We start from the raw sequence: 21066 nt of genomic DNA, 5'->3' as shown, positions 1-21066 counted from the left end.
GATGTCAAGCAAGTTTTTTCGTTTAAGCCGTTTCTATAAATCCAGATTTCAGCGTTATGCGCTGGAATGACAACGTAAGGTAAATTTTTCAACATCCAAAAATTACAGAATTTAGTCTGTTTAATTAAGTGTGAACTGTTACACGAAAATTTTGTAAACAGATTAATATGCCCTGTTTTTGCTATTCATCTAAAAATGGAACCATAGAGTACGTTAATGAGCATAAGCAAATTTTAATGCAAAAATTACTATCAGAAAATAGATTATGCAAGAGGTCTAATTATTCTGCCGCAATTTTGCTCTATCACACTTGCCACATTTAATATTCCAGCTTCGTCATAATAATTTCCAATCACTTGCAAGGCAAGTGGTAAACCCTCATTGGAAAGCCCAACAGGAACAGAAATAGCAGGCAATCCTGCAAGGCTTGCTGGCACGGTAAACACATCATTGATGCACATAATTAGCGGATCTGGCTTTTCATTTAAGCCAAAAGCTTCTGTTGGAGCAGATGGCACAAGTATGTAATCTATTTTTTCAAACGCTTTTATAAAATCATTTCTGATTAATGCTCTAATGCACTGCGCTTTTTCGTAATATTCATTATAATGACCTGAAGAAAGCGCATAAGCGCCAATTAAAATTCTTCTTTTCACCTCTTTACCAAAACCTTCTGCTCTTGTTAGTGAATACATTTCTTCAAGGGTATCAGCATCAACCCTTAATCCATAACGCACACCATCGTAACGAGCAAGATTGGATGAAGTTTCAGCAGAACAGATTAAATAATAGACCGGTATTGCATATTTAGTATGTGGCAGAGTAATGTCAACAACTTCAGCGCCATTTTCTTTTAAATAGGAAGCAACTCTTTCCCAATTATGAACTGTTTCCTCTGAAATTCCATCCATCCTATATTCTTTTGGTATACCAATACACTTACCCTTGACATCACCATTTATAAAGCTAGAAAATTTAGGCACTGGCTTTTCGCTCGATATTGAATCTTTTTTATCATAGCCACAAATTGCTTCCAGCATTAATGCTGAATCAGAGACAGAACGAGTAATGACTCCTGCTTGATCCAGAGAACTCGCAAATGCAATCATACCAAAACGCGAGCATCTTCCATAAGTTGGCTTTATTCCAACTACTCCACAATAAGCTGCTGGTTGGCGTACAGATCCACCGGTGTCGCTTCCTAACGCTCCAGCACATAAAAATCCAGCAACCGATGCTGCAGATCCACCAGATGATCCACCAGGAACAACTTTTTCCCCATCACTTTTTCTAATCCACACATTTTCAACAGGGCCAAAATAGCTGTTTGTGTTTGCAGAACCCATAGCAAATTCATCCATATTAAGCTTACCGAGCATGGCTGCTCCACTTTTTAAAAGCAAGTCAGACACCGTAGATTCGTAAGTCGGAACGAAATTTTCCAGCATTTTTGAGCATGCTGTTGTTTTTATTCCTTTTGTACAGAATAGATCTTTGATGCCAACTGGTATACCCATGAGCGGCGAGATTAAATCATCCTTTTGCCTAGAGAAATGTTCATCTGCAGCTTTAGCAGCTTTCATTGCTATCTCTGGGGTTTTTGTTATAAATGCATTTAATTTCTCATTTTCAACCGCACTGATGTGCGCCTCCACGAGTTCAACAGAGGAAAAACTCCTTTTTTTGAGCCCGTCATGCATTTGTGTAATACTTAACTTTTTTAGTTCATTCATCAATATTTAATTTTTAGCAAGACGTTAACTATAACATGGCACGATAAAAAATCCATACATTTATAGTTACAGCTAGAAATATAGCTAAGAACCTGTACATAATTGATGCTCAGAGTGTAAAGAACGCAGATACTGCTGAAGAAAAAGGCTATGACGCTGGTAAAAAAATCTCAGGGCCATATCGCAGTTGATACTCAAGGTTTACCACATGCAATTTATGTAACAACTGCAGGAACAACTGACTGCAGCAGTGCTGTGAGAATGGTCAACAATGTAAAAGAAAACCTTTCTGGAGTTAAAAATATACTGGTTGATGGGGGCTATACAGGAGAGAATTTTGCAACTCAAATAAAAGATATTATTGGTGCAACTGTTGAAGTAATAAAGCGAAGTGAATTTGAACAGGCTCTTACAAAGTATACAAAAAACGTTTACAATCAACGTTCAACGTGATAAATTAAAGACGGTTTATTCCTCGGTAGCTCAGTGGTAGAGCAGTTGGCTGTTAACCAATTGGTCGCTGGTTCGAATCCGGCCCGGGGAGCTCTTCTCTGTGAAATTCTAGTGTTGATCTTATATGGGCATTAAATCAGTTGTCTTATGTATACTAGATGGTTGGGGAAATGGAATAGAAAGCAGTAAATACAATGCTATTAGCAACGCAAATCCACCCTGTTGGCAATATATTAGCTCTAGTTATCCAAAATGCAGTTTGTCCGCCTGTGGAACTGATGTTGGGTTACCTGGTGGTCAAATAGGTAATTCAGAAGTTGGCCATATGAATATTGGCAGTGGTAGAGTAGTAATGCAAAGCCTTCAGCGCATTAATCAAGAGATTGGAACAATAGAAAACAATGTAAATCTACAAAGTTTTATTAGTAATCTAAAAAGTAAGAACGGAGTATGCCATATAATGGGATTAGTGTCAGATGGCGGTGTTCATTCGCATCAAAAGCATATTTCGACTTTAGCAAATAAAATATCACAGCATGGAATCAAAGTGGTGATACATGCATTTTTAGATGGCAGAGACACATTACCAAATTCAGGAAAAAAATGCATTCAAGAATTTATAAAGAGTATAAAGGGAAATGACATAAGAATTGCTACTGTTTCTGGGCGTTACTATGCTATGGACCGTGATAACAGGTGGGAGAGAACAATTGAAGCTTATGAGGCTATCGCATTTGCAAAGGCACCTCGTCATGATAATGCAGTATCGTTGATTGATGAAAATTATCAAAATAACATAACTGATGAGTTTGTCAGGCCCGCAGTAATAGGTGACTATCAAGGTATAAAACCAGAAGATGGAGTGCTGTTGGCTAACTTTCGTGCTGATCGAATGATACAATTAGCAAGTATTTTGCTTAGTAAAACAAACCATACTGAAATAGCAAAACTCTCTTCAATTTTAAGCATGATGAAATATAAAGAAGATCTCAAAATTCCTTATATTTTTCCTCCTATATCTTTTGCTAACACTTTAGGACAAACAATAGAAGACAATAAATTGCAACAATTACGCATCGCCGAAACCGAAAAATACGCTCATGTGACTTTCTTTTTCAATTGTGGAAAAGAAGAACCTTTCTCTGGTGAAGAAAGAATACTCATTCCCTCACCAAAAGTTCAAACTTATGATTTGCAGCCCGAAATGTCAGCCTTCAAGCTCACAGAAAAGCTTGTAGAAAAAATTCGCTTCCAAGAATTCGCACTGATAGTTGTAAATTACGCTAATCCTGATATGGTAGGGCATACAGGTAATATAAAAGCAGCCGAGAAAGCTGTGCTAGCTGTAGATGATTGTCTTGCGAAAGTGCTGAGTGCTGTTAAAAAGTCAAGCAACACTGCATTAATTGTTACTGCAGACCATGGTAATGTGGAATGTATGTTCGATGAAGAAAATAATACACCTAATACAGCACACACTCTAAATAAAGTGCCATTTATTGTGTCTTGCGATAATCTAAAACTAAGAGACGGAAGGTTATCTGATATTGCCCCTACTATTTTACAGCTACTTGGAATTAAGAAACCGGATGAAATGACAGGCAGTTCGTTGATTTCTTGCATTACCCTCTGCCACTCCAGCTAGGCAGCGTCACGCGCTGGAATGACATCAAATAGATGTGCTTTAACTTAATCCAACTTTTAAATTTTTTGCTGTCAATATTAATGATTCATTAAAGAAGCCGTCAATATCACCAATATTACCTATACTTTTTGTACTGATAGATTGGTCAATTCTTTTAACTAGATTAGATAAAACTTTATTAGGGCCAATTTCAACAAATTTGTTAATGCCACGGCTTGCCATATACAAAACCATTTCTCTCCATTTCACTCTGCTTATGACTTGTTTAGCAAGTAAAGCTTTTATAACTTTGGGATCACTCTCCTCTTTAGCTGTAACATTTGATATCAAAGGAACTATAGGACGGGTTATTTTAATACCCTCCAAAAATTCCAAAACTTTTTCATCAGCAGGTTTCATAAGAGATGAGTGAAAAGGTCCACTAACCTGTAACTTAACTAATCTCTTGATGTTCAAGTTCTTGAGCAAATCGGGTAATATTTCAAGACCCTCTCTAGTACCACTTATAACTATTTGCCCACCACCGTTATCATTTGCAATTTCACAAACTCTATCAATCTGGACTGATTTTAAAATATCTTCCACTTCGTTTAGCTCCGCTCCAAGCAATGCAACCATTCCCCCTTCGCATTTCAAAGAAGCTTCATGCATTGCTTCGCTGCGAACTTTCAGCAGCTTGATTGCAGACTCAAGAGTCAATGCCCCTGCAGCACATAGCGCTGTATATTCACCGACTGAATGCCCACAAACATATTTAACATTATGACCAGAAAAAAGAGATTCACCAAACACATGCTCGTTAACACGTAGCGTCGCGATTGACACTGCCATTATAGCTGGCTGAGCGTTTTCTGTAATGGTTAATTCTTCAATAGGACCGTTGAAGATTAAATGAGACAGCTTTCTACCCAATATGCTATCCACTTCATTAAGTACTTGTCTTGCAACGGAAAACTCACTATATAAGCTCTTTCCCATTCCTACAAACTGAGAGCCCTGACCAGGGAAAGCAAAAATCATGATAGTTATTATTTATTCCTTATTAAATATACTACTTTATTTATTTTTTGTCAATATTTTAGAATAATGATTGACTTAGTGAATTAAGTTCACTAGAATATTAACTGACTAAAGGTTTATAAGCAACAATGGCAGAAATTGATTATCATAAGGTTACTATAGTCATGACAGATGGTCAAGAGTTTGAAACTCGTTCCACTTATGGAAAGGAAGGTGATAAGATAAAACTTGATAGGGATCCTCTCGCTCACCCTGCATGGACTGGAAGTTTGACAAGCGGGTCAGCAAATAAAACTAGCAAATTAGCTAAGTTTAACGATAAATATGGGGATATTTTCTAGTTTTTCGCTTCTTTTTCAGAGTGAAGCATGCATAAATACAAAAATATAGGCTATATCGCTTCTGAGTCACTAAAATCGCAGGAAGTATCTAAACTATTAAAGAAACTTAATTTTATCAATATAACAGAAGAAAATAAGTCCGAAATCGATCTATTGATAGTTGTTGGCGGTGATGGCTTTATGCTACGCACCTTGCATAATTACGTTATAGAAAACAAAAACACACACGTATACGGAGTAAACACTGGCAATGTTGGGTTTTTGATGAATAAATGCTTTAGCCGCAGTGAAGATTTAATTGATCATATAGAGCACGCAACTTCAACTCAGTTAACTTTACTAAAAATGGAAGCAACAGACACAAGTGGCAAGAAATACCACTATATAGCGGTAAACGAAGTATATGTTTTTAGGAAAGCAAACCAAATAGTAGAGATGAATATTACTATTAATGATAAACTAAAAGTAGAAAAATTTAGAGGGGATGGAGTAATATTATCTACTCCCACAGGCAGCACTGCATATAACTTCTCTGCCGGTGGCCCAATCTTGCCACTAAATTCAAACTTACTTGCACTGACCTCCATCAATGGCTATTACCCAAGGCATTGGAGTGGAGCGTTAATTTCAAATGATAGGGTAGTACAAATTGACATTAACGACACAAAAAATCGTCCAGCGCTTGTAGTATCAGATTACAAAGAGTTTCATAATATATCACAGATAAAAATACAAAAAGACCATGAGAACACAATCACTCTGCTTTTTGACAAAGACGACTCACTCAATGAAAGAATCTTTGATAGGCAATTTCTATACTAAATTTTTCATAATTATCCGTAAACTGGTATTTACTACATCTTAATAACTATAGCGTAATCAATACAACATAGTAATTAATTTTGGAGCGAATATGCATGGATCAGTAAACACAGATAAGGGTAAAGTCACATTAACTTCCCATACACCAATAGATGAAGATGGCAAAAAAGCTCCACCATCGCCTGGGGAAGCAGAAAAAACTATCTCAGATATACTGAATATAGCACCACCGATTTTGCCAAAAGCTCCAGGTTTACAAGACAAAGAAGACGAAAATTTGTTTGATCTTAGTACTGAAGTACCACCTTCTTCCCTAGAAGAAACAAAAGGTGAGACTCATGATTTGGCATCACAAACAGCAAGTTTAGGTTTAGGAGGATCATCTGGTAATGAACCAGAAGATCCTATTTATGCAACTATAAATTTTGATGCAAAATCTTTGAAAAAGAGTTTAAACAATAGAATAGGTGGTCAAAACTCAAAAGATGATTTAGGTGCGTCTTCAAATACTTTACCATCGTATAAAAGCGAAGATGACTCTGAAGAGTCTTTGTCACTAAATTCTGATATAGGTAGCACAACAAATAAAAAAACAAACAGATTCTTGCCAAGAGCAAAATATGCCATGCAGCAGAAGGGCTTTATAATTTTTACTGCCACTGCTATTATACTCAGCACATCTGCAGCTTTAGTATATTTACAAGATAAAGCAAAATTTATTGCATTTTTTACAAACAGCCCAAAATATATCACTATACCAGCTATCGCACTTGCTGCGTTGCTTGCAATTAGTCCAATATTTTTTGCAATAAAACAGTTTAGAAATACTGAAGAACATCACATTCAAAAAGAAGATGCGAATGAAATTTTAGCTGATGTGTTGGAGCATCAGCCAAAAAATAAAGCTATAAAATCTGTAAGACTGGAATATAGCAATGGCACTCATTCAAATTTTGTACTTAATGCTTGGGAAGCTAAAAACAACTTCATTAACATTGACGAAAAAGTAGTTGGTAGAACTAATAAAATAGAATCAGTAATTAACAATAGGCCACTATTTACTGTATTACTGACCAGTGTAGTTGCTGCAAATATAGCACTTCCTTTATTGCTGTATGCGGAAGGTGGTGTTAATAATATACAAAAATTTTACCAAAACCCTTTGACTAATAACATAGGATTATCATTACTTATAGGTTCTGGTATACTTGCATTATCAATTATATGTCTTGGCGTGCATTATTATAGAAAAACAAATTGCACTAACCTTATATATTCTCAGGAAAAGATTAACACTGAAAGCGTTAACAAGAAATTCATTGAAGAAATAAAACAAGAAAGAACAGAGGTTCTTGGAGAAAACCACAGTAAAGACGCTAAACGCAGCAGCTTAACGCTTGAGCAAGTTGTAGTCCAATCTCATAATTGTAAGGATGTTGTTTATAGTGTCGGTTAATAAAATGCACAACGTAAAACACAATGCCTTATGCTCTTTCTTCGTCATCCCAGCGCGTGACACTTTATAATGATGTCATGAAAGTAGCTGATACTTGGGGTCTATGTTTTTTCTGGTCACACGCTGGAATGACAAAGTGAGCGTGCGTAGGTGTCATCCCAGTACTCCTTTCTCGTCATCCCAGTGCCTATTTTTTTGTCATCCCAGTGCCCAGACACTGGGATCCAGCTTCTTTTTTTCTAGATTCCAGTGTCAAGCACTGGAATGACACCTCTCTTGGGCTCTTTTAGCCATAAATGTTTAAGAAATTTACCAAATAAAAAAAAGGCAAAAGAAGCCCCGTGGTTATTATCCGCTTTAAAATATTGGCGTTTTTTATGTTTTAAACGCTTGACAAGCAAGATTTAGCTGCTTTTAATTGCAACTAACCTACGCTGCAAATGTTTAAGAAATTTACCAAGCAGAAAAAAAGACAAAGAATCCCCGAGTTAGCTAGTCCTTTACTATCTTTGTCGAGTATTGGCATTTTTTGATGTCTTGTAACGCTTTGTAAGCGCGTTCAGCTTAATTTAGATAAAAATCTAGATGTAGATGAAGTTTTGTAAAGACATACAGTATCTATATACTGCAAAAAATTGAACATAAGACACCGATACATTAAGTAATCCTTACCTTTTAATCTGCAGATTGGCGAAAGCAAATACAATAGCTTCACTCCCATGATAAAGGGGCTGGCGAAGGGTATCAAGTAAGTTTTTCTTTCCCGTGAATTCCCTTTGAAGTCGAGTATTGAAAATTGACTGGAGAGTTGTGGATTACTTTGTATATGTCATAACAAGCCATGGCACTCTCGGCAAAACCACTTAATATTAACTTTAGTTTGCCTGAATAAGTAGCTATATCTCCGATTGCATATATTCTATCTCTACTGGTTCTAAGTGTAGCTGGGTCGACAATTATGCGGCCATGTTCTAACTCTATACACCAACTGTTTATTGGACCAAGATTCATTGACAATCCAAAAAATGGCAGCAAAAAATCAGCGGATATTTCTTTTTCTTCCTCAGAGGCAATGTTTTTTACTATCACTGCGCTCAACTGCCCATTACCTCCTGCTAGTTCGTGTAATTGATATGGCACTACCAGTTCTATCTTTCCATCATTTTCAAGTGATTCTAATTTATTTCTAGTTTCAGGAGTGCAGCGAAATTCCTTTCTTCTATGTATCACATAAATTTTCTTTGCAACTTTAGAAAGTTCTACAGTCCAATCAGCTGCAGAATCACCCCCCCCTGCAATGACTATAGTTTTGTCCTGAAAATCAGAAATTTTGTTTACACTGTAAAATACAGATTGATTTTCATATTCTAATATACCACTTAAGGGTGGACGGTTAGGTTCAAACATTCCGTTACCTGCAGCAACAATAACAGCCTTACATTTTACCTCTGTACCTGTGTTAGTTATGATAGTAAAGCTTTGATCACAGTTATTCGAAATCTTTTCCACTTTTTGACTTAAATGGTAAACAGGCTCAAATGGTGAAGCTTGCTCCATTAATTGCTCAATTAATTTTTGGGCAGTAATTACAGGATAACCAGGTATATCATATATTGGCTTTTCTGGGTAAAGAGCTGTGCATTGTCCTCCTGCTTGATCCAAAACATCTATTATATGACATCTCATATCAAGCATTCCCGCTTGAAAAGCAGTGAATATTCCAATAGGCCCTGCACCTATTATTACTATATCGGTTTTCATATTCAGATGGTAATCTATTTATAGATATTAGCTTTCTTCGCTAATAAGGTCAATTTACAAAGGGATGTATTTTTAAAAGATGTGGCTAGATTAGATAAGATTTCCAGCGTTATGAACCACATAGTCCAAATAAGCTCTAAAAATCAGCTAACATAGTGGGATGCTAAAAGTAGCGTGCGGACGGAATGGGATTCGAACCCATGGTACGCTCATCACGTACGTCAGTTTTCAAGACTGGTGCCTTAAACCGCTCGGCCATCCGTCCATTTCTTTTCTATCACAACATTTGATTTTAAGCAATCTATAAAAGCTTTACTTGCCCACGCAAAAGTTGCTAAACACACTACTCAATATTTCCTCAACATTAATAATTCCAATCACCGCACCAAGTTCAAATGCAGCAAGCCTCAAATCTTCAGATATCAACTCAATTGGATTATCGATATTAAAACGTTGTAAATGTTCCAGTGCTTTCTGCATGTGACTCCTATGTCTTTGCCGAGTAATCACAGGAGTGTCTCTATCATGCCCAAATTTTTCCTCTGCCTTCTTTTTTATAAGAGAGATCAATTTGTTTGTACCTATTCCCTTTAAAATAGAAATAGGTAGAAAATCTACACCGCCAATCAGTATATTTCTGTCATTAATTGCATCGTCAGCTTTGCTCAATACATAAATAGTATCGCTATTTACAACGTTGCAATTGATATTATAACGTTGTTCAAAAGGAAATAGTTCTATTCTTAGATCAGCTTCAAAAGACCTCTTTTTTGCTCGACTTATGCCTTCTGATTCTATCGGGTCTGAACTCTCACGAATTCCAGCAGTATCAGAGAGAATGATTGGGTATCCGCCAATGTCAATATGAGCTTCAAGCACGTCTCTTGTTGTGCCTGCATATTCAGAAACAATAGCAATATCACGCTTGGCTAAGAAATTAAACAGAGTTGATTTACCGACATTTGGTTCACCAGTTATTACAATATGTAAACCCTCACGCAACCTTTCGCCCCGTCTATTATCATTTAAATGCTCTTGTATCAACTGCACGAGAGATTGCACTTCATTATTAATTTTTTTCAATTCACTTTTTTCTGCCCAAATGTCCTCTGGAAAGTCTATATATGCTTCGATTTTGGATTGTATCGTTATTAATCTTTGCCTCCAATTGCTGTATAGTCTCTCCAATTCTCCCGATATCTGCTTAATCGCTTGTTTAGCTTGCATTTTCGTCTCAGCATCAATTAAGTCTGCAATCCCTTCTATTTGCGTTAAGTCAAATTTACCATTTAGAAAAGCCCTAAGTGAGAATTCTCCAGGCCTGGCCATAACAAAAATTTTTGATAATTCCTCCAAGATGATTTTTATGACTGCCTTACTTCCATGCACTTGTAACTCTATAACGTTCTCGCCAGTGAAACTGTTTGGAGCAGGGAAATAGATGATTATTCCATTATCTATCAATTGATTGGAATCATCATATAGATCAACTAAAGTAGCAAATCTTGGTTTAATTTCTTTCTTAATATGAAAATGATTTAAAGCTTTAAGCGCGTAGTTGCCTGAAATTCTGATTACTGCAACTCCTGACTTACCCAATACAGTCGATAAAGCGAAAATAGTTTCATTTGTGTTTGTCATTATTTATATAAACTACTTAGCAATATTACACTTAAGAAACCAAAATACCTAATTTGAAAATATTCAAAATTTTTATCTATCTTGCTAGTTTATAGTAATATCATATTAATAAATACATTATATAAAAAACTGCAAAGGTCACTCAGGTGAAAATATTTATTTTGAAAACTGATAATATGATTTATAATTATCAACATAGGTTTTAAATATTTTATGCTCAAGAAATTAGCTTGGTATTGGTCTTTTGTAGAGTTAATTAAAGGGTTTGTTATTACATTAAAATATATGTTTAAGCCAAAGGTTACTTTGAGGTATCCTATGGAGAAGGGCCCTTTAAGTCCAAGGTTTCGTGGTGAGCATGCGTTGCGTAGGTATCCAAACGGTGAAGAACGATGCATAGCTTGTAAATTATGCGAAGTTATCTGCCCTGCTCAAGCAATAGTTATTGAAGCAGAGGAAAGAGAAGACGGTAGTCGTCGCACCACGCGCTATGATATTGATATGACAAAATGCATATACTGCGGACTTTGCCAAGAGGCATGTCCAGTTGATGCAATTGTGGAGGGGCCTAACTTTGAATTTGCTACTGAAACAAGAGAGGAGCTAATGTACAATAAAGAAAAGTTATTGCGTAATGGTGAAGTTTGGGAAGACGCAATTGCACTCAGGTTAAAAAAAAATAGACCGTATTATTAACTAGGTATGTCAACAATTAAAATTTCTTACAGCAAGTATGTAATAGATCTTTTGTACAACTGTTATTTAAGTGAAAGATCAGTAGCTCACCTTTTGGTGTCATTCCAGCGCGTGACGCTGGAATCTAGAAAAAAAAGAAACATGGATCCCAGTGTCACGCACTGGGATGACAAAAGGTCTGACGAATGATAAAAGTTACCTTTTCAACCGAACAAAAAGTAAAAGAATACAGTGGTAGAGTCACTGGCTTTGATATATTACAACCGGATGCTTTGAAAGAAGCAGTTGCATTGAAAGTAAACGGTGAGTTGTATGATCTCTCACGTGAAATTGAATCTGATGCAGAGATAGAGGTGATACAACTGAGTGACGAAGCGGGTTTAGATATAATAAGGCATGATGCTGCTCATATAATGGCGCAGGCAGTGAAAGAGCTATTTCCTAATACTCAGATTACTATTGGCCCAACAATTCAGGACGGTTTTTACTATGATTTTGCTACAGATCGTACCTTCACTACGGATGATCTTGCTGCAATAGAAAAGAAAATGAAAGAGATTGTAAAAAGTAATCACAGATTTGTTCGAGAGGTTTGGACTCGCAAGCAGGCAGTTGATTTCTTTAGTGGTATAGGCGAAAAATATAAGGTTGAAATTATATCCTCTATATCAGAGAGTGAAAACCTAACTGTTTATAGACAAGGCGATTTTGTAGACCTATGCCGTGGTCCGCACTCACCATCAACCGGCAGAGTTAAAGCGTTTAAACTTATGAAAGTAGCGGGTGCATACTGGCGAGGTGATGCAAAGGGCCCAATGTTGCAGCGAATATATGGCACAGCATGGAGAAATAAGGATGAATTAAACGCTTATCTTGAGTGTCTCAAAGAAGCAGAGAAACGTGATCACCGCAAAATTGCCAAGGATATGGATTTATTTCACATCCAAGAGGAAGCTGTCGGGCAGGTTTTGTGGCATGAACAAGGATATATTTTATATAATGTTCTTGAGTCTTACATCAGAAAGAAGCTAATAAATAATGGCTATTTTGAGGTAAAAACCCCTATTTTAGTAAGCAAGGAACTGTGGGAAAAGTCGGGACATTGGGATAAATTTCGTGAAAATATGTTTATTGTTGATGAATCTGAAAGCAAAAAGCTAGCAATAAAACCTATGAATTGCCCTTGTCATGTGCAGATTTTTAATTCTCACACCAGAAGCTATCGTGATCTACCAATACGTATGGCAGAGTTTGGCACATGCCATAGAAATGAAAGCTCAGGCTCATTGCACGGACTGATGCGAGTGCGTGGTTTTACGCAAGACGATGCACACATTTTTTGTATGGAAGAACAAGTAAATTCTGAGACTGTAAAGTTTTGTGACCTTTTAAAAGAAGTATACTCAGAGCTTGGATTCAATGAAATTTCTGTGAAATTTTCAGACCGTCCAGATATTAGAGCAGGTAATGATGAAGTGTGGGATAGAGCTGAAAAAGCGCTGCTTGAAGCCGTTAAAGAAGCGGGCTTAAGTTATAAACTTAACCCTGGTGAAGGTGCATTTTATGGTCCAAAGTTAGAGTTCGTTTTGAAAGACGCAATAGGCAGAAATTGGCAATGTGGAACATTACAAGTTGATTTCATTTTACCAGAACGTCTGGGAGCTTTTTATATAGGGGCAGATGGGCACAAGCATCACCCTGTCATGTTACATAGGGCAATTCTTGGGACTTTTGAGCGTTTTATCGGAATTTTGATAGAAAATTATGCAGGAAAATTTCCAGTTTGGCTTGCTCCAACGCAACTTGCTATTCTGACCATTACAAATGAAGCTGACGGTTACGCCACAGAAATTAGCAATATTTTAAAAGAACAAGGTGTGAGAGTCAAGACTGATTTGACCAATGAAAAAATTAGTTATAAGATACGTTTGCATAGTTCAAACAAGGTTCCTATATTGTGGATTGTAGGCAAAAATGAAGTTACAAGTAAAACTGTGTCAGTAAGAAATTTAGGATCGGAAAGACAGGAGTCTTTTTCTTTGGAAAAGGCTACTGAATTGCTGTTAAAAAGTATTAATTTGAATTAAGGGAGTTAAAGTTTGCAAGTTAAAAAGAACAATAAAAACAGAATTAATGGATTCATCACAGCTAAGGAGGTACGCTTAGTTGATCATAGTGGTGAAATGGTCGGAATCGTACTAATAGAACGAGCTTTGGAATTTGCACAGGGTGTTGGTTTAGACTTGGTGGAAATTGCACCTGATTCAACCCCTCCAGTATGTAAAATTCTGGATTATAGCAAACAAAAGTATGATATAAAAAAGAAAGCAAGTGAAGCAAAAAAGAAACAAAAAACATTAACTATAAAAGAAATTAAACTGGGTCCTAATATTGGTGATCACGACTACGAAACAAAATTGCGTCAAGCAAGAGACTTACTTGCCCACGGACATAAAATCAAAGTTACAATGAGATTTAAGGGCAGAGAGATTATAAACACTGAAGTCGGAGTGGAAAAATTAGAACGGCTAATTAGAGACACTGAAGATATTGCAAAGGTAGAATTGGCACCTAAAAGAGAAGGGAATCAATATTTTTTAGCTCTAGTTGCTAAGTAGCAAGACGGCTTAAGAAGTATAAGTAGAGTTAAATTATCGCTCTCTCTTTGATAACATGGCGAAAATGTCTTATTAATCCTTGAATCGGCCAAGCTGCAGCATCACCAAGCGCGCAAATTGTATGTCCTTCTATTTGAGTTGTAAGGTCAAGCAGCTTATCTATTTCATCAGGCTTAATATCTCCTGCCACCATCCTCTTCATAATCCTCCACATCCATCCAGTACCTTCACGGCATGGTGTGCATTGTCCACAGGACTCATGCATGTAAAAGTGTGATAACCTCTCTATTGCAGCTATTATATCAGTTGATTTATCCATCACTATTACAGCAGCAGTACCAAGCCCTGATTGTGCGGTTCTTAATGAATCAAAATCCATTTCAATAGTATCGCATATAGATTTTGGAATTAATGGCACTGAAGACCCACCAGGTATTACAGCAAGTAAATTATCCCAACCACCTCGCACTCCACCTGCGTATTTTTCAATCAATTCACGTAGTGGAATTCCGAGCTCTTCTTCAATATTACACGGGTTGTTTACATGTCCTGAAATACAAAAAATCTTAGTACCAGTATTATTTGGTTTACCAAGAGATGCAAACCATTCTCCTCCGCGATTTAGAATATCTGGAACCATGGCTATAGTTTCAACGTTGTTTATTGTGGTTGGACAGCCAAAAAGTCCAACACCTGCGGGAAATGGAGGTTTCATGCGAGGAAAGCCCTTTTTTCCTTCAATTGATTCGAGTTGAGCTGTTTCTTCCCCACATATGTAAGCTCCTGCACCCCTATGGATAAACACATCAAGATCATAACCTGATTTGCAGGCATTTTTTCCAATTAAGTTTTCTTTATAGGCTTCCTCAAGTGCTTTTTTTAGAACTAAATATTCATTATAAAATTCACCCCTGATATAAATATACGCAACTGATGCGCTGATCGCTTTGCCGGCTAGGAGAATTCCCTCAAGTAACTTATGTGGCTCATATCGCAATATATCTCTATCTTTACATGTACCAGGTTCTGACTCATCTGCATTGACTACTAAATATGCTTTTGGGAGATTTTTGGGCATAAAGCTCCACTTAAGGCCGGTGGAAAATCCTGCACCCCCTCGACCTCTCAAACCAGATTTCTTTACTTCATCAATGATCTTTTCTGATCCTAAATCTAGTAACTCCTTTGTTTTTTGCCAGCTACCACGTTTTTTTGCACCCTTAAGTAGTGGAGTTTCTTTACCATTTAGGTTGGTGAATATTTTGTCTTGTTCTTTTAGCATGTTTTTCAAAATTTGTAAGTGATCCCGACGCGATTCGAACGCGTGACCCACTGATTAAAAGTCAGTTGCTCTACCGGCTGAGCTACGGGATCATTTCATTTTTCAGCTATACTAAACATCAATACAGTTTTTATCCGTTTTAATCAAACTAAAATTTTCATGTGTGGTTAAATAAATTATATAATATACTGCGTTAGTGATAATTTAGTTAAAAGATTTTTAAAGAAAAACTTCTTGTTAATTTTCAATTCACAGATTCATTTGGCAAAGCTTATAGTGTGATGTACAAATCTGAAAAGACAAAAAGATAGAGAATTGTACATAACTGCAGAATTTGTGCACTATTTAGCAATAGCCTATAGCTAACACGTCACACTGCTGCAGATAGATTCCGCTAACACGTAGCGGAATGACGGTTTTTCAAATTGTCAGTAAATCTAAGTTAGTTAGCTATAACAGATAAATATTTCTTGCATTTCAGCTTGAGTGATTTATGCTTTAAGCAAGAATTGGGGGCATAGCTCAGCTGGTAGAGCATCTGTTTTGCACGCAGAAGGTCAGCGGTTCGATCCCGCTTGCCTCCACCAATATAGGTTCTAGCATATCATAAAGTCAGCTTATTTTAGCCCATGAGTATTTTATACTGGTTCCCTAAAAATCCCTCTTTCTGTAACTTTTCTTTATGCAAGTAATGTTTGTTATTATAATTCTGATATATACCAACTTAACAATAAATTAATCAATAAATGTTAGAATAACTATAATTAAATTTATTAGGTAATACTTATGAGTGGAAAAAAACATGTTTTTAAGATGGTACCTGGACAAAAGTTTTCATGTGGAATGGGTAGGTATGATAAGTGTTCTCAAATTGAGAATCCTGAATCTCTGAGAAAAGTCAAGCTTATACCACTCAGTGAAGAAGACAATAACCTAGAGTTATCTATAAGATTATGTAACAGTTTTCTTCAGAACGGAGCAATGTATTGCGTAGAAGAAAAACAAAATCGATATGTTCACCGTGGTACACCTGGTTATTCCGAGAACAGTAATTCATTTGCATATGACAATGATAGATTGCTTAAACTATCATTAGGGTGGACCATTGAGGGTAAGACTTCTTATAATAATTTTATAGCAGAAGAATTAAAGTGCAGATATTTAACATGGGAGGAATCAGGTATTGATGACGATAAATATTATTTTTCAGATAAAGAGGGAAATGTAATCGATTCACCTGACAACAAGTTATTACAATACAGTATGCCACACCATGATACGGCAAAGGTGATAGAAGATATAACATCACTTAAGATACCAAAGAGTGTACTAATATCAAATGAGTTCGCCGAAACTTTTTTGAGGAACTTAACAGGAAATCAGTTAAAGACTCTTACCGATATTCTTAATAATGAGAAATTACAGATTTTAGCAAAGAGCTTAACAAATAAACAACTACAGGTTTTAGCAGAGAACTTAACAGATGCACAATTCCGAGCTTTAGTGGATCATCTAACCAACCACCAATTACAAACCCTCGTTCAGGAACTAAATCCAGAAAAATTACAAATAATAGTTCCTCTTTTAGATAAAGATCAGCTTACAAACCTAGTGAAAGACTTAAATCTAGACCAAGTAAAAGAAATTTTACCTCACATAAAAATGGACCAGTTCAGGGTGATTATCAGTACAATAAGCAATGATCAGTTTGTAGAATTAATAAAAGATGCAGATGAGAAAATTTTAAACACTCTTTTTGATGAAGCGTTGAAAGATCGACTTCCAATCCTAGTACACAATTTAGAAGGAGATAGATTACATGATTTAATTAATAAGCTAGACCACAAGAAACTTGCAATAGTAGCTCGAGGTTTAACTGATCCTAATAAGATTCAGATTATCATTAAGTCTTTAGTTGATAACCCAGAAAAACTTCAAGCTTTTGCTCGCAATATGTCTAATGAGCAGTTTAAAGAACTTTTGGATAACATAGGTGCAGAAGAGCTTAAAGATATTATTCACAAGCTGCCTTATGAGAAAGTAACAGCTGTGATTGGTGATCTCAGCAATCAAGATCAGTCTAAAGCTGTTATTGATGCATTAAAAGGGAAACTTGACGAGCAGAGTGAACAAAACAAGGAAATGATTGAGATGCTCAAGCAAATCAAGGACGATATGCCAGGCATTGCAGAAGCTCCAGATTTTACAATAGTAGAAAACAATAACGATTCAATGCTACTTGTATGGTAGCAATTTATGAAAATCAATTTTTTTATAGTAGGTAACTTATTATAAGTAAAAACAATGTAGAATTATATTTTAATGAAAAGATTTCAGACCAAGAGAAATTAATAGAACTTAAGGGCCCGAGTTTTACAAAACCAGATTTTGTAAAACCAAATATAGATTCAATAAAAATTGATAATAAAGACAAAAATGCTGATACTAAGAAGTTAGATTTTGATATAAATCAGCCACTGGACAAAATACCTGTAGAGCAAATGAAGCCAACAAACGTAGGTATAACATACCTTAAAAAGGTTTATGATGGCTTGATAGACAGTATTGATAAGTATAACACAAGTTTAAGCAGTCAAATTACAGATGGCATAGTGAACCCGCTGTCAACAACTATATCAAATATAGGGAGAAATACAACTAGAATAGAAAGTCAACTTTGAACTCTTCGAGATGAGTTGCAGGAATTGCGTGATGATCAGCCAGGCACTGCAGAAGCTCCCATATTACCTCATGCTACTGGCGAAGAGAACGGATTGCTTTAATAAAAAAGGTAACAGCTTGCTAGCAGGCTGTTACTCTCTCTACATATCGTTTCAACACAGCTGAATTAGGGAATCTATTTTAAAACTTTCGGCATATAGTTCTCATCATGTTTTGCAAACACTGTATCTGCAAGAAAAGTACTATTATCAAACATTTTACCTTGCACAACAACACCACTTTTTTCTGAAAACATTGGTGGAAGTATTTCTTGATATTTCACCATAACGCTCTTATTAAAATCTGTCATTTGAAAAATCACTTCACTTTCGTTGCGTATCACGCTATTTTCAACGACCATTCCACCAACACGGATTGGCTTTTGATTATTTGGTAAAACTATTGCCTCACTTACTGTATAGAAAAATGAGATATTTTCTTTGAGCGTCGTTAAAATAAAAAAGACTATGCAGCTTAAAAAGCAGAAAATTCCTGAAGTTATAAGTAATCGCTTATGTTTCTTCTTCATTATTATCTTTCAGGCTTTCTAGAATTTTTTTACTTTTAGTATAGCAAGAAATGGTAAAAATCAGTTCTTCGGTAATCAACGTAAAACTAATAAGGTAAGCAAAAATTACATATGTATTCATAATGCATTATCAATAAATAACTCACCTGCGTCAAAATAAATTAAGCTTCCATCCTTTTGCTGCAACACCAATTTACCACTTTTATCTATATCAGCAAAAATTCCTTCATACAATTTGTCAGCTAACTTTACACTGATTTGCTCATTCATTTTGAATGCTTTTTTTAACCACATTCCTCTTATAGCATAAAACCCATCAAATAGCCATTGCTTTCTTAGCTTATTAAAATTTATTATTGATTCCTTTAACAGATCCATGTTAGACACAGATTCACCGTAATTGCTGATGCACGTTGTTCCTGGAAGTGGTGCATGATTGACATTAATTCCAATTCCTATAATGAGCCAATTCGAATTGGATCTTTTTTCAAGCAATATTCCACTTATTTTCTTGCCATCGATTAGAATGTCATTTGGCCATTTATGTTGAACGTTACTGTCACTTATAAATGATAGTAACGTGTTGCCAACAGCAAGAGCAGTAACAAAAGTCAATTCTGTCAATTTTCTGACATCCGTTTCTTGGTTAATTATCAAACTCGCATAGAAATTACCTTCTGGAGAAACCCAACTTTTTCCAGTACGCCCTCTACCTTCTGTTTGTTTATCGGCAATAATAATAGTTTCATTAGATATCCCTCTCTCAATTAAATCCAACGCTTCTTCGTTAGTGCTTGAAACTTCTTTGTAATGATGAATATGAAAGCCCTCAAATGTTTCAGGGATCATTTTCTTAATTGTATCAAAAAACTCTCTTATCCAGAAAAACTGTTGCCACGGCTAGCAGAACTTGATAATACAGGTGATTGCATACTGCTATATTGAGCCCTATTTTCATTTACGTCATAGGGCATTGCTTCAGGACCACTTTCCACACCTTCAATTATTGAGGTTAAAGATGGTGCATATTGGTAAGCTAGTGATGGTGTAATTGAATCATCCCAATTAGTATCCCAAGAAGTATAACTATTTGTCATACTAGCATGATTAGAACAGGACGCAGATGTAGTTATTGAAACGTCAGTTGAAGTTACACTACATACATCATCAGCTTTGTGAAAATCAATACTATTAGGCTGTTGCTGTTTACGTTGATCAAGTGCTACCCGTAGTTTAGCAAACATTGGTAAGCTAGTCAATGCTTGATCTAGACTGTTTAGAGGAGAAGACGTGCTTGGATAAGAAGGCAATGAATCTAATAATGTGTTCTCTATAGTTTGTTCGCATGGAACCATATTCTCATTTACATCATAGAACATTGCTTCAGGACTGCTGTTAACATTTGTTTCAGTAAATGGAAATTCCCGTTCGTAATTAGGAGCTTCCCCTGCATTCTCAGAAAGTCTAGTATAATTTACTTCATAATCAACGCTATCAAAAATTTTTTTATTTACATCATATAAAAGCTCCTTCTTTGGTTGAAAAGACTGCACTGATGGATTATCACTTCCTAAGCTTGCTTGTAGACTCTCTGATTCTTGTATTGATGAAAACATAGAAGTATGACAACTGCTAGAGCAATTACGCATAAGAGATACCCGTCTTCGATGCTCGAATATATCATGAACATTATTTAGTCCAGAAAAATTATCATCTAGATTTTGAACATAATTACCACTACCTTCAGAACTATTATGTCTATCCATGAAAATTGATGGTAAGATAGAAAATGGTTGATTCTGGTTTATGCTATTCAGAGGCGAGGTAGTTTCTGGATATGGTGGCAACGATGCCTCTGTTTGGTTAGCTTGCTGATCAGCACCATTAACCATAACGTTTTCAGGTTGCGGTGTTTCTGTTTCTTCCACTGGATCATCAACTGGTGGTTGTTGTGGAATAGGAATAACCGACTTTTCAGGCTCTTGCGAAAGCAAAGGTGGCATAGGAGTAGGTGCATCTTTTTCTTGTACTAGACTTTGTCCTTTTTCTTCATTTTTACTTCTTGGTTCGCTACTAACCTTATTAGATTTACCCTTACTGCGTATGGCGGAAATAGTAAATGCTGCTAATGTAATTACTGAAGCTAATGCAGCAACTACAGAAATGGCAAAAATTGCCAGAGGAGCTGTAGAAATTACAATACCAAATTTAATTGCTAAAGCAACATAAGGAAAATATAAAACAGCTACAGTGCTCGATCTTCCTAGCAAGAGAGCGGCAATTGAAAATTTCAAAACAGTTTTTCTTTTACTCATTTTTCACCACAAAATATTAATTAATCACTAATT

At 36.0% G+C, this 21066-nt stretch carries 19 protein-coding genes, 4 tRNA genes and 1 pseudogene; 13 read left to right on the top strand and 11 right to left on the bottom strand.

Translation table 11 applies throughout. From position 1 onward, the window contains the following. Positions 1 to 263: 263 nt before the first annotated feature. The gene (gene gatA, locus OM966_RS00515) at positions 264 to 1733 is read right to left on the bottom strand and encodes an Asp-tRNA(Asn)/Glu-tRNA(Gln) amidotransferase subunit GatA (protein WP_264328424.1); all 1470 of its coding nucleotides are present in this window, start codon (positions 1731 to 1733) and stop codon (positions 264 to 266) included. A gap of 89 nt (positions 1734 to 1822) precedes the next feature. Here gatA and OM966_RS00510 point away from each other — a divergent pair. The 3 genes and pseudogenes from OM966_RS00510 to gpmI form a co-directional block, all read left to right on the top strand. Beyond that, positions 1823 to 2138: pseudogene (locus OM966_RS00510) on the top strand (transposase); the annotation flags it as partial. A 67-nt stretch (positions 2139 to 2205) separates the two neighbouring features. Further along, positions 2206 to 2277: transfer RNA gene (locus OM966_RS00505), tRNA-Asn, on the top strand. A 33-nt stretch (positions 2278 to 2310) separates the two neighbouring features. Next, positions 2311 to 3831, top strand: a complete 1521-nt coding sequence (gpmI, locus tag OM966_RS00500) for a 2,3-bisphosphoglycerate-independent phosphoglycerate mutase (RefSeq protein ID WP_264328423.1) — start codon at positions 2311 to 2313, stop codon at positions 3829 to 3831. A gap of 39 nt (positions 3832 to 3870) precedes the next feature. Here gpmI and fabD read toward each other — a convergent pair whose 3' ends face one another. Next, a complete protein-coding gene (gene fabD, locus OM966_RS00495) occupies positions 3871 to 4851 on the bottom strand; it encodes an ACP S-malonyltransferase (RefSeq protein WP_264328422.1) in 981 nt (326 codons plus the stop codon). A gap of 128 nt (positions 4852 to 4979) precedes the next feature. Between fabD and rpmE the strand changes: the two genes are divergently transcribed. The 3 genes from rpmE (at position 4980) to OM966_RS00480 (ending at position 7470) form a co-directional block, all read left to right on the top strand. Next, the gene (rpmE, locus tag OM966_RS00490; RefSeq protein ID WP_264328421.1) at positions 4980 to 5192 is read left to right on the top strand and encodes a 50S ribosomal protein L31; all 213 of its coding nucleotides are present in this window, start codon (positions 4980 to 4982) and stop codon (positions 5190 to 5192) included. A 27-nt stretch (positions 5193 to 5219) separates the two neighbouring features. Further along, entirely contained in the window at positions 5220 to 6014 is a 795-nt protein-coding gene (locus OM966_RS00485) for an NAD kinase (RefSeq protein ID WP_264328420.1), read from the top strand. A gap of 91 nt (positions 6015 to 6105) precedes the next feature. Next, positions 6106 to 7470, top strand: coding sequence for a hypothetical protein (locus tag OM966_RS00480; protein WP_264328419.1), 1365 nt, complete (start codon positions 6106 to 6108; stop codon positions 7468 to 7470). A 744-nt stretch (positions 7471 to 8214) separates the two neighbouring features. Here OM966_RS00480 and OM966_RS00475 read toward each other — a convergent pair. The 3 genes from OM966_RS00475 to mnmE form a co-directional block, all read right to left on the bottom strand. Then, positions 8215 to 9231, bottom strand: coding sequence for an NAD(P)/FAD-dependent oxidoreductase (locus OM966_RS00475; RefSeq protein WP_264328418.1), 1017 nt, complete (start codon positions 9229 to 9231; stop codon positions 8215 to 8217). Positions 9232 to 9408: 177 nt separating this feature from the next. After that, positions 9409 to 9496: transfer RNA gene (locus tag OM966_RS00470), tRNA-Ser, on the bottom strand. Between the two features lie 47 nt (positions 9497 to 9543). Continuing rightward, positions 9544 to 10872 carry a tRNA uridine-5-carboxymethylaminomethyl(34) synthesis GTPase MnmE gene (mnmE, locus tag OM966_RS00465; protein ID WP_264328417.1) on the bottom strand — a complete coding sequence of 443 codons (1329 nt, stop codon included), beginning with the start codon at positions 10870 to 10872 and terminating at the stop codon, positions 9544 to 9546. Positions 10873 to 11085: 213 nt separating this feature from the next. On the opposite strand from mnmE, the gene nuoI reads away from it, so the two are divergent. The 4 genes from nuoI to infC are packed head-to-tail and all read left to right on the top strand — an operon-like array spanning position 11086 to position 14186. Then, the gene (gene nuoI / locus OM966_RS00460) at positions 11086 to 11568 is read left to right on the top strand and encodes an NADH-quinone oxidoreductase subunit NuoI (protein ID WP_038199316.1); all 483 of its coding nucleotides are present in this window, start codon (positions 11086 to 11088) and stop codon (positions 11566 to 11568) included. A gap of 6 nt (positions 11569 to 11574) precedes the next feature. Next, the gene (locus OM966_RS00455) at positions 11575 to 11757 is read left to right on the top strand and encodes a hypothetical protein (protein WP_264328416.1); all 183 of its coding nucleotides are present in this window, start codon (positions 11575 to 11577) and stop codon (positions 11755 to 11757) included. Further along, complete coding sequence (gene thrS, locus OM966_RS00450; RefSeq protein WP_264328415.1) at positions 11754 to 13655, top strand: threonine--tRNA ligase; 1902 nt, start codon at positions 11754 to 11756, stop codon at positions 13653 to 13655. The genes OM966_RS00455 and thrS overlap by 4 nt, the downstream gene beginning before the upstream one ends. Before the next feature lie 12 nt (positions 13656 to 13667). Further along, positions 13668 to 14186 carry a translation initiation factor IF-3 gene (infC, locus tag OM966_RS00445; protein ID WP_264328414.1) on the top strand — a complete coding sequence of 173 codons (519 nt, stop codon included), beginning with the start codon at positions 13668 to 13670 and terminating at the stop codon, positions 14184 to 14186. A gap of 28 nt (positions 14187 to 14214) precedes the next feature. Here infC and nuoF read toward each other — a convergent pair whose 3' ends face one another. Continuing rightward, on the bottom strand, positions 14215 to 15468 hold the full coding sequence (nuoF, locus tag OM966_RS00440; protein ID WP_264328413.1) for an NADH-quinone oxidoreductase subunit NuoF: 1254 nt from the start codon (positions 15466 to 15468) through the stop codon (positions 14215 to 14217). A gap of 19 nt (positions 15469 to 15487) precedes the next feature. Then, positions 15488 to 15560 (bottom strand) — tRNA-Lys (locus OM966_RS00435). Between the two features lie 419 nt (positions 15561 to 15979). Here OM966_RS00435 and OM966_RS00430 point away from each other — a divergent pair. The 3 genes from OM966_RS00430 (at position 15980) to OM966_RS00420 (ending at position 18149) form a co-directional block, all read left to right on the top strand. Then, positions 15980 to 16055: transfer RNA gene (locus OM966_RS00430), tRNA-Ala, on the top strand. Between the two features lie 199 nt (positions 16056 to 16254). Further along, on the top strand, positions 16255 to 17718 hold the full coding sequence (locus OM966_RS00425) for a magnesium transporter (protein WP_264328412.1): 1464 nt from the start codon (positions 16255 to 16257) through the stop codon (positions 17716 to 17718). A gap of 251 nt (positions 17719 to 17969) precedes the next feature. After that, the gene (locus OM966_RS00420; protein WP_264328411.1) at positions 17970 to 18149 is read left to right on the top strand and encodes a hypothetical protein; all 180 of its coding nucleotides are present in this window, start codon (positions 17970 to 17972) and stop codon (positions 18147 to 18149) included. Positions 18150 to 18325: 176 nt separating this feature from the next. Here the strand turns inward: OM966_RS00420 and ccmE are convergent, their stop codons facing one another. The 4 genes from ccmE to OM966_RS00400 are packed head-to-tail and all read right to left on the bottom strand — an operon-like array spanning position 18326 to position 21033. After that, positions 18326 to 18718 (bottom strand): cytochrome c maturation protein CcmE, encoded by a 393-nt coding sequence (ccmE, locus tag OM966_RS00415; RefSeq protein WP_264328410.1) that lies wholly within the window; start codon positions 18716 to 18718, stop codon positions 18326 to 18328. Beyond that, positions 18702 to 18839, bottom strand: a complete 138-nt coding sequence (locus tag OM966_RS00410) for a CcmD-like small membrane protein (protein ID WP_264328409.1) — start codon at positions 18837 to 18839, stop codon at positions 18702 to 18704. Before OM966_RS00410 ends, ccmE begins: the two co-directional genes overlap by 17 nt. Next, positions 18836 to 19567 carry a biotin--[acetyl-CoA-carboxylase] ligase gene (locus OM966_RS00405; RefSeq protein WP_264328408.1) on the bottom strand — a complete coding sequence of 244 codons (732 nt, stop codon included), beginning with the start codon at positions 19565 to 19567 and terminating at the stop codon, positions 18836 to 18838. The genes OM966_RS00410 and OM966_RS00405 overlap by 4 nt, the downstream gene beginning before the upstream one ends. A 26-nt stretch (positions 19568 to 19593) precedes the next feature. Then, complete coding sequence (locus tag OM966_RS00400; protein WP_264328407.1) at positions 19594 to 21033, bottom strand: hypothetical protein; 1440 nt, start codon at positions 21031 to 21033, stop codon at positions 19594 to 19596. Positions 21034 to 21066: the final 33 nt, after the last annotated feature.

The sequence above is a fragment of the Wolbachia endosymbiont (group A) of Andrena hattorfiana genome, assembly GCF_947179565.1.
GTDB lineage: Bacteria > Pseudomonadota > Alphaproteobacteria > Rickettsiales > Anaplasmataceae > Wolbachia.
The sequence above is the reverse complement of the archived record's forward strand: the minus strand, read 5'-3'. Positions and strand labels throughout refer to the sequence as shown.

Bases quoted from the DNA above. Each gene is read 5' to 3' on its own strand.
- OM966_RS00485 (WP_264328420.1), top strand. From the start codon at position 5,220: ATGCATAAATACAAAAATATAGGCTATATCGCTTCTGAGTCACTAAAA.
- OM966_RS00425 (WP_264328412.1), top strand. From the start codon at position 16,255: ATGAGTGGAAAAAAACATGTTTTTAAGATGGTACCTGGACAAAAGTTT.
- OM966_RS00400 (WP_264328407.1), bottom strand. From the start codon at position 21,033: ATGAGTAAAAGAAAAACTGTTTTGAAATTTTCAATTGCCGCTCTCTTG.
- mnmE (WP_264328417.1), bottom strand. From the start codon at position 10,872: ATGACAAACACAAATGAAACTATTTTCGCTTTATCGACTGTATTGGGT.
- fabD (WP_264328422.1), bottom strand. From the start codon at position 4,851: ATGATTTTTGCTTTCCCTGGTCAGGGCTCTCAGTTTGTAGGAATGGGA.
- OM966_RS00405 (WP_264328408.1), bottom strand. From the start codon at position 19,567: ATGATCCCTGAAACATTTGAGGGCTTTCATATTCATCATTACAAAGAA.
- OM966_RS00480 (WP_264328419.1), top strand. From the start codon at position 6,106: ATGCATGGATCAGTAAACACAGATAAGGGTAAAGTCACATTAACTTCC.
- gpmI (WP_264328423.1), top strand. From the start codon at position 2,311: ATGGGCATTAAATCAGTTGTCTTATGTATACTAGATGGTTGGGGAAAT.
- OM966_RS00410 (WP_264328409.1), bottom strand. From the start codon at position 18,839: ATGAATACATATGTAATTTTTGCTTACCTTATTAGTTTTACGTTGATT.
- gatA (WP_264328424.1), bottom strand. From the start codon at position 1,733: ATGAATGAACTAAAAAAGTTAAGTATTACACAAATGCATGACGGGCTC.
- ccmE (WP_264328410.1), bottom strand. From the start codon at position 18,718: ATGAAGAAGAAACATAAGCGATTACTTATAACTTCAGGAATTTTCTGC.
- rpmE (WP_264328421.1), top strand. From the start codon at position 4,980: ATGGCAGAAATTGATTATCATAAGGTTACTATAGTCATGACAGATGGT.
- OM966_RS00475 (WP_264328418.1), bottom strand. From the start codon at position 9,231: ATGAAAACCGATATAGTAATAATAGGTGCAGGGCCTATTGGAATATTC.
- OM966_RS00420 (WP_264328411.1), top strand. From the start codon at position 17,970: ATGAAGCCAACAAACGTAGGTATAACATACCTTAAAAAGGTTTATGAT.
- nuoI (WP_038199316.1), top strand. From the start codon at position 11,086: ATGCTCAAGAAATTAGCTTGGTATTGGTCTTTTGTAGAGTTAATTAAA.
- OM966_RS00455 (WP_264328416.1), top strand. From the start codon at position 11,575: ATGTCAACAATTAAAATTTCTTACAGCAAGTATGTAATAGATCTTTTG.
- thrS (WP_264328415.1), top strand. From the start codon at position 11,754: ATGATAAAAGTTACCTTTTCAACCGAACAAAAAGTAAAAGAATACAGT.
- nuoF (WP_264328413.1), bottom strand. From the start codon at position 15,468: ATGCTAAAAGAACAAGACAAAATATTCACCAACCTAAATGGTAAAGAA.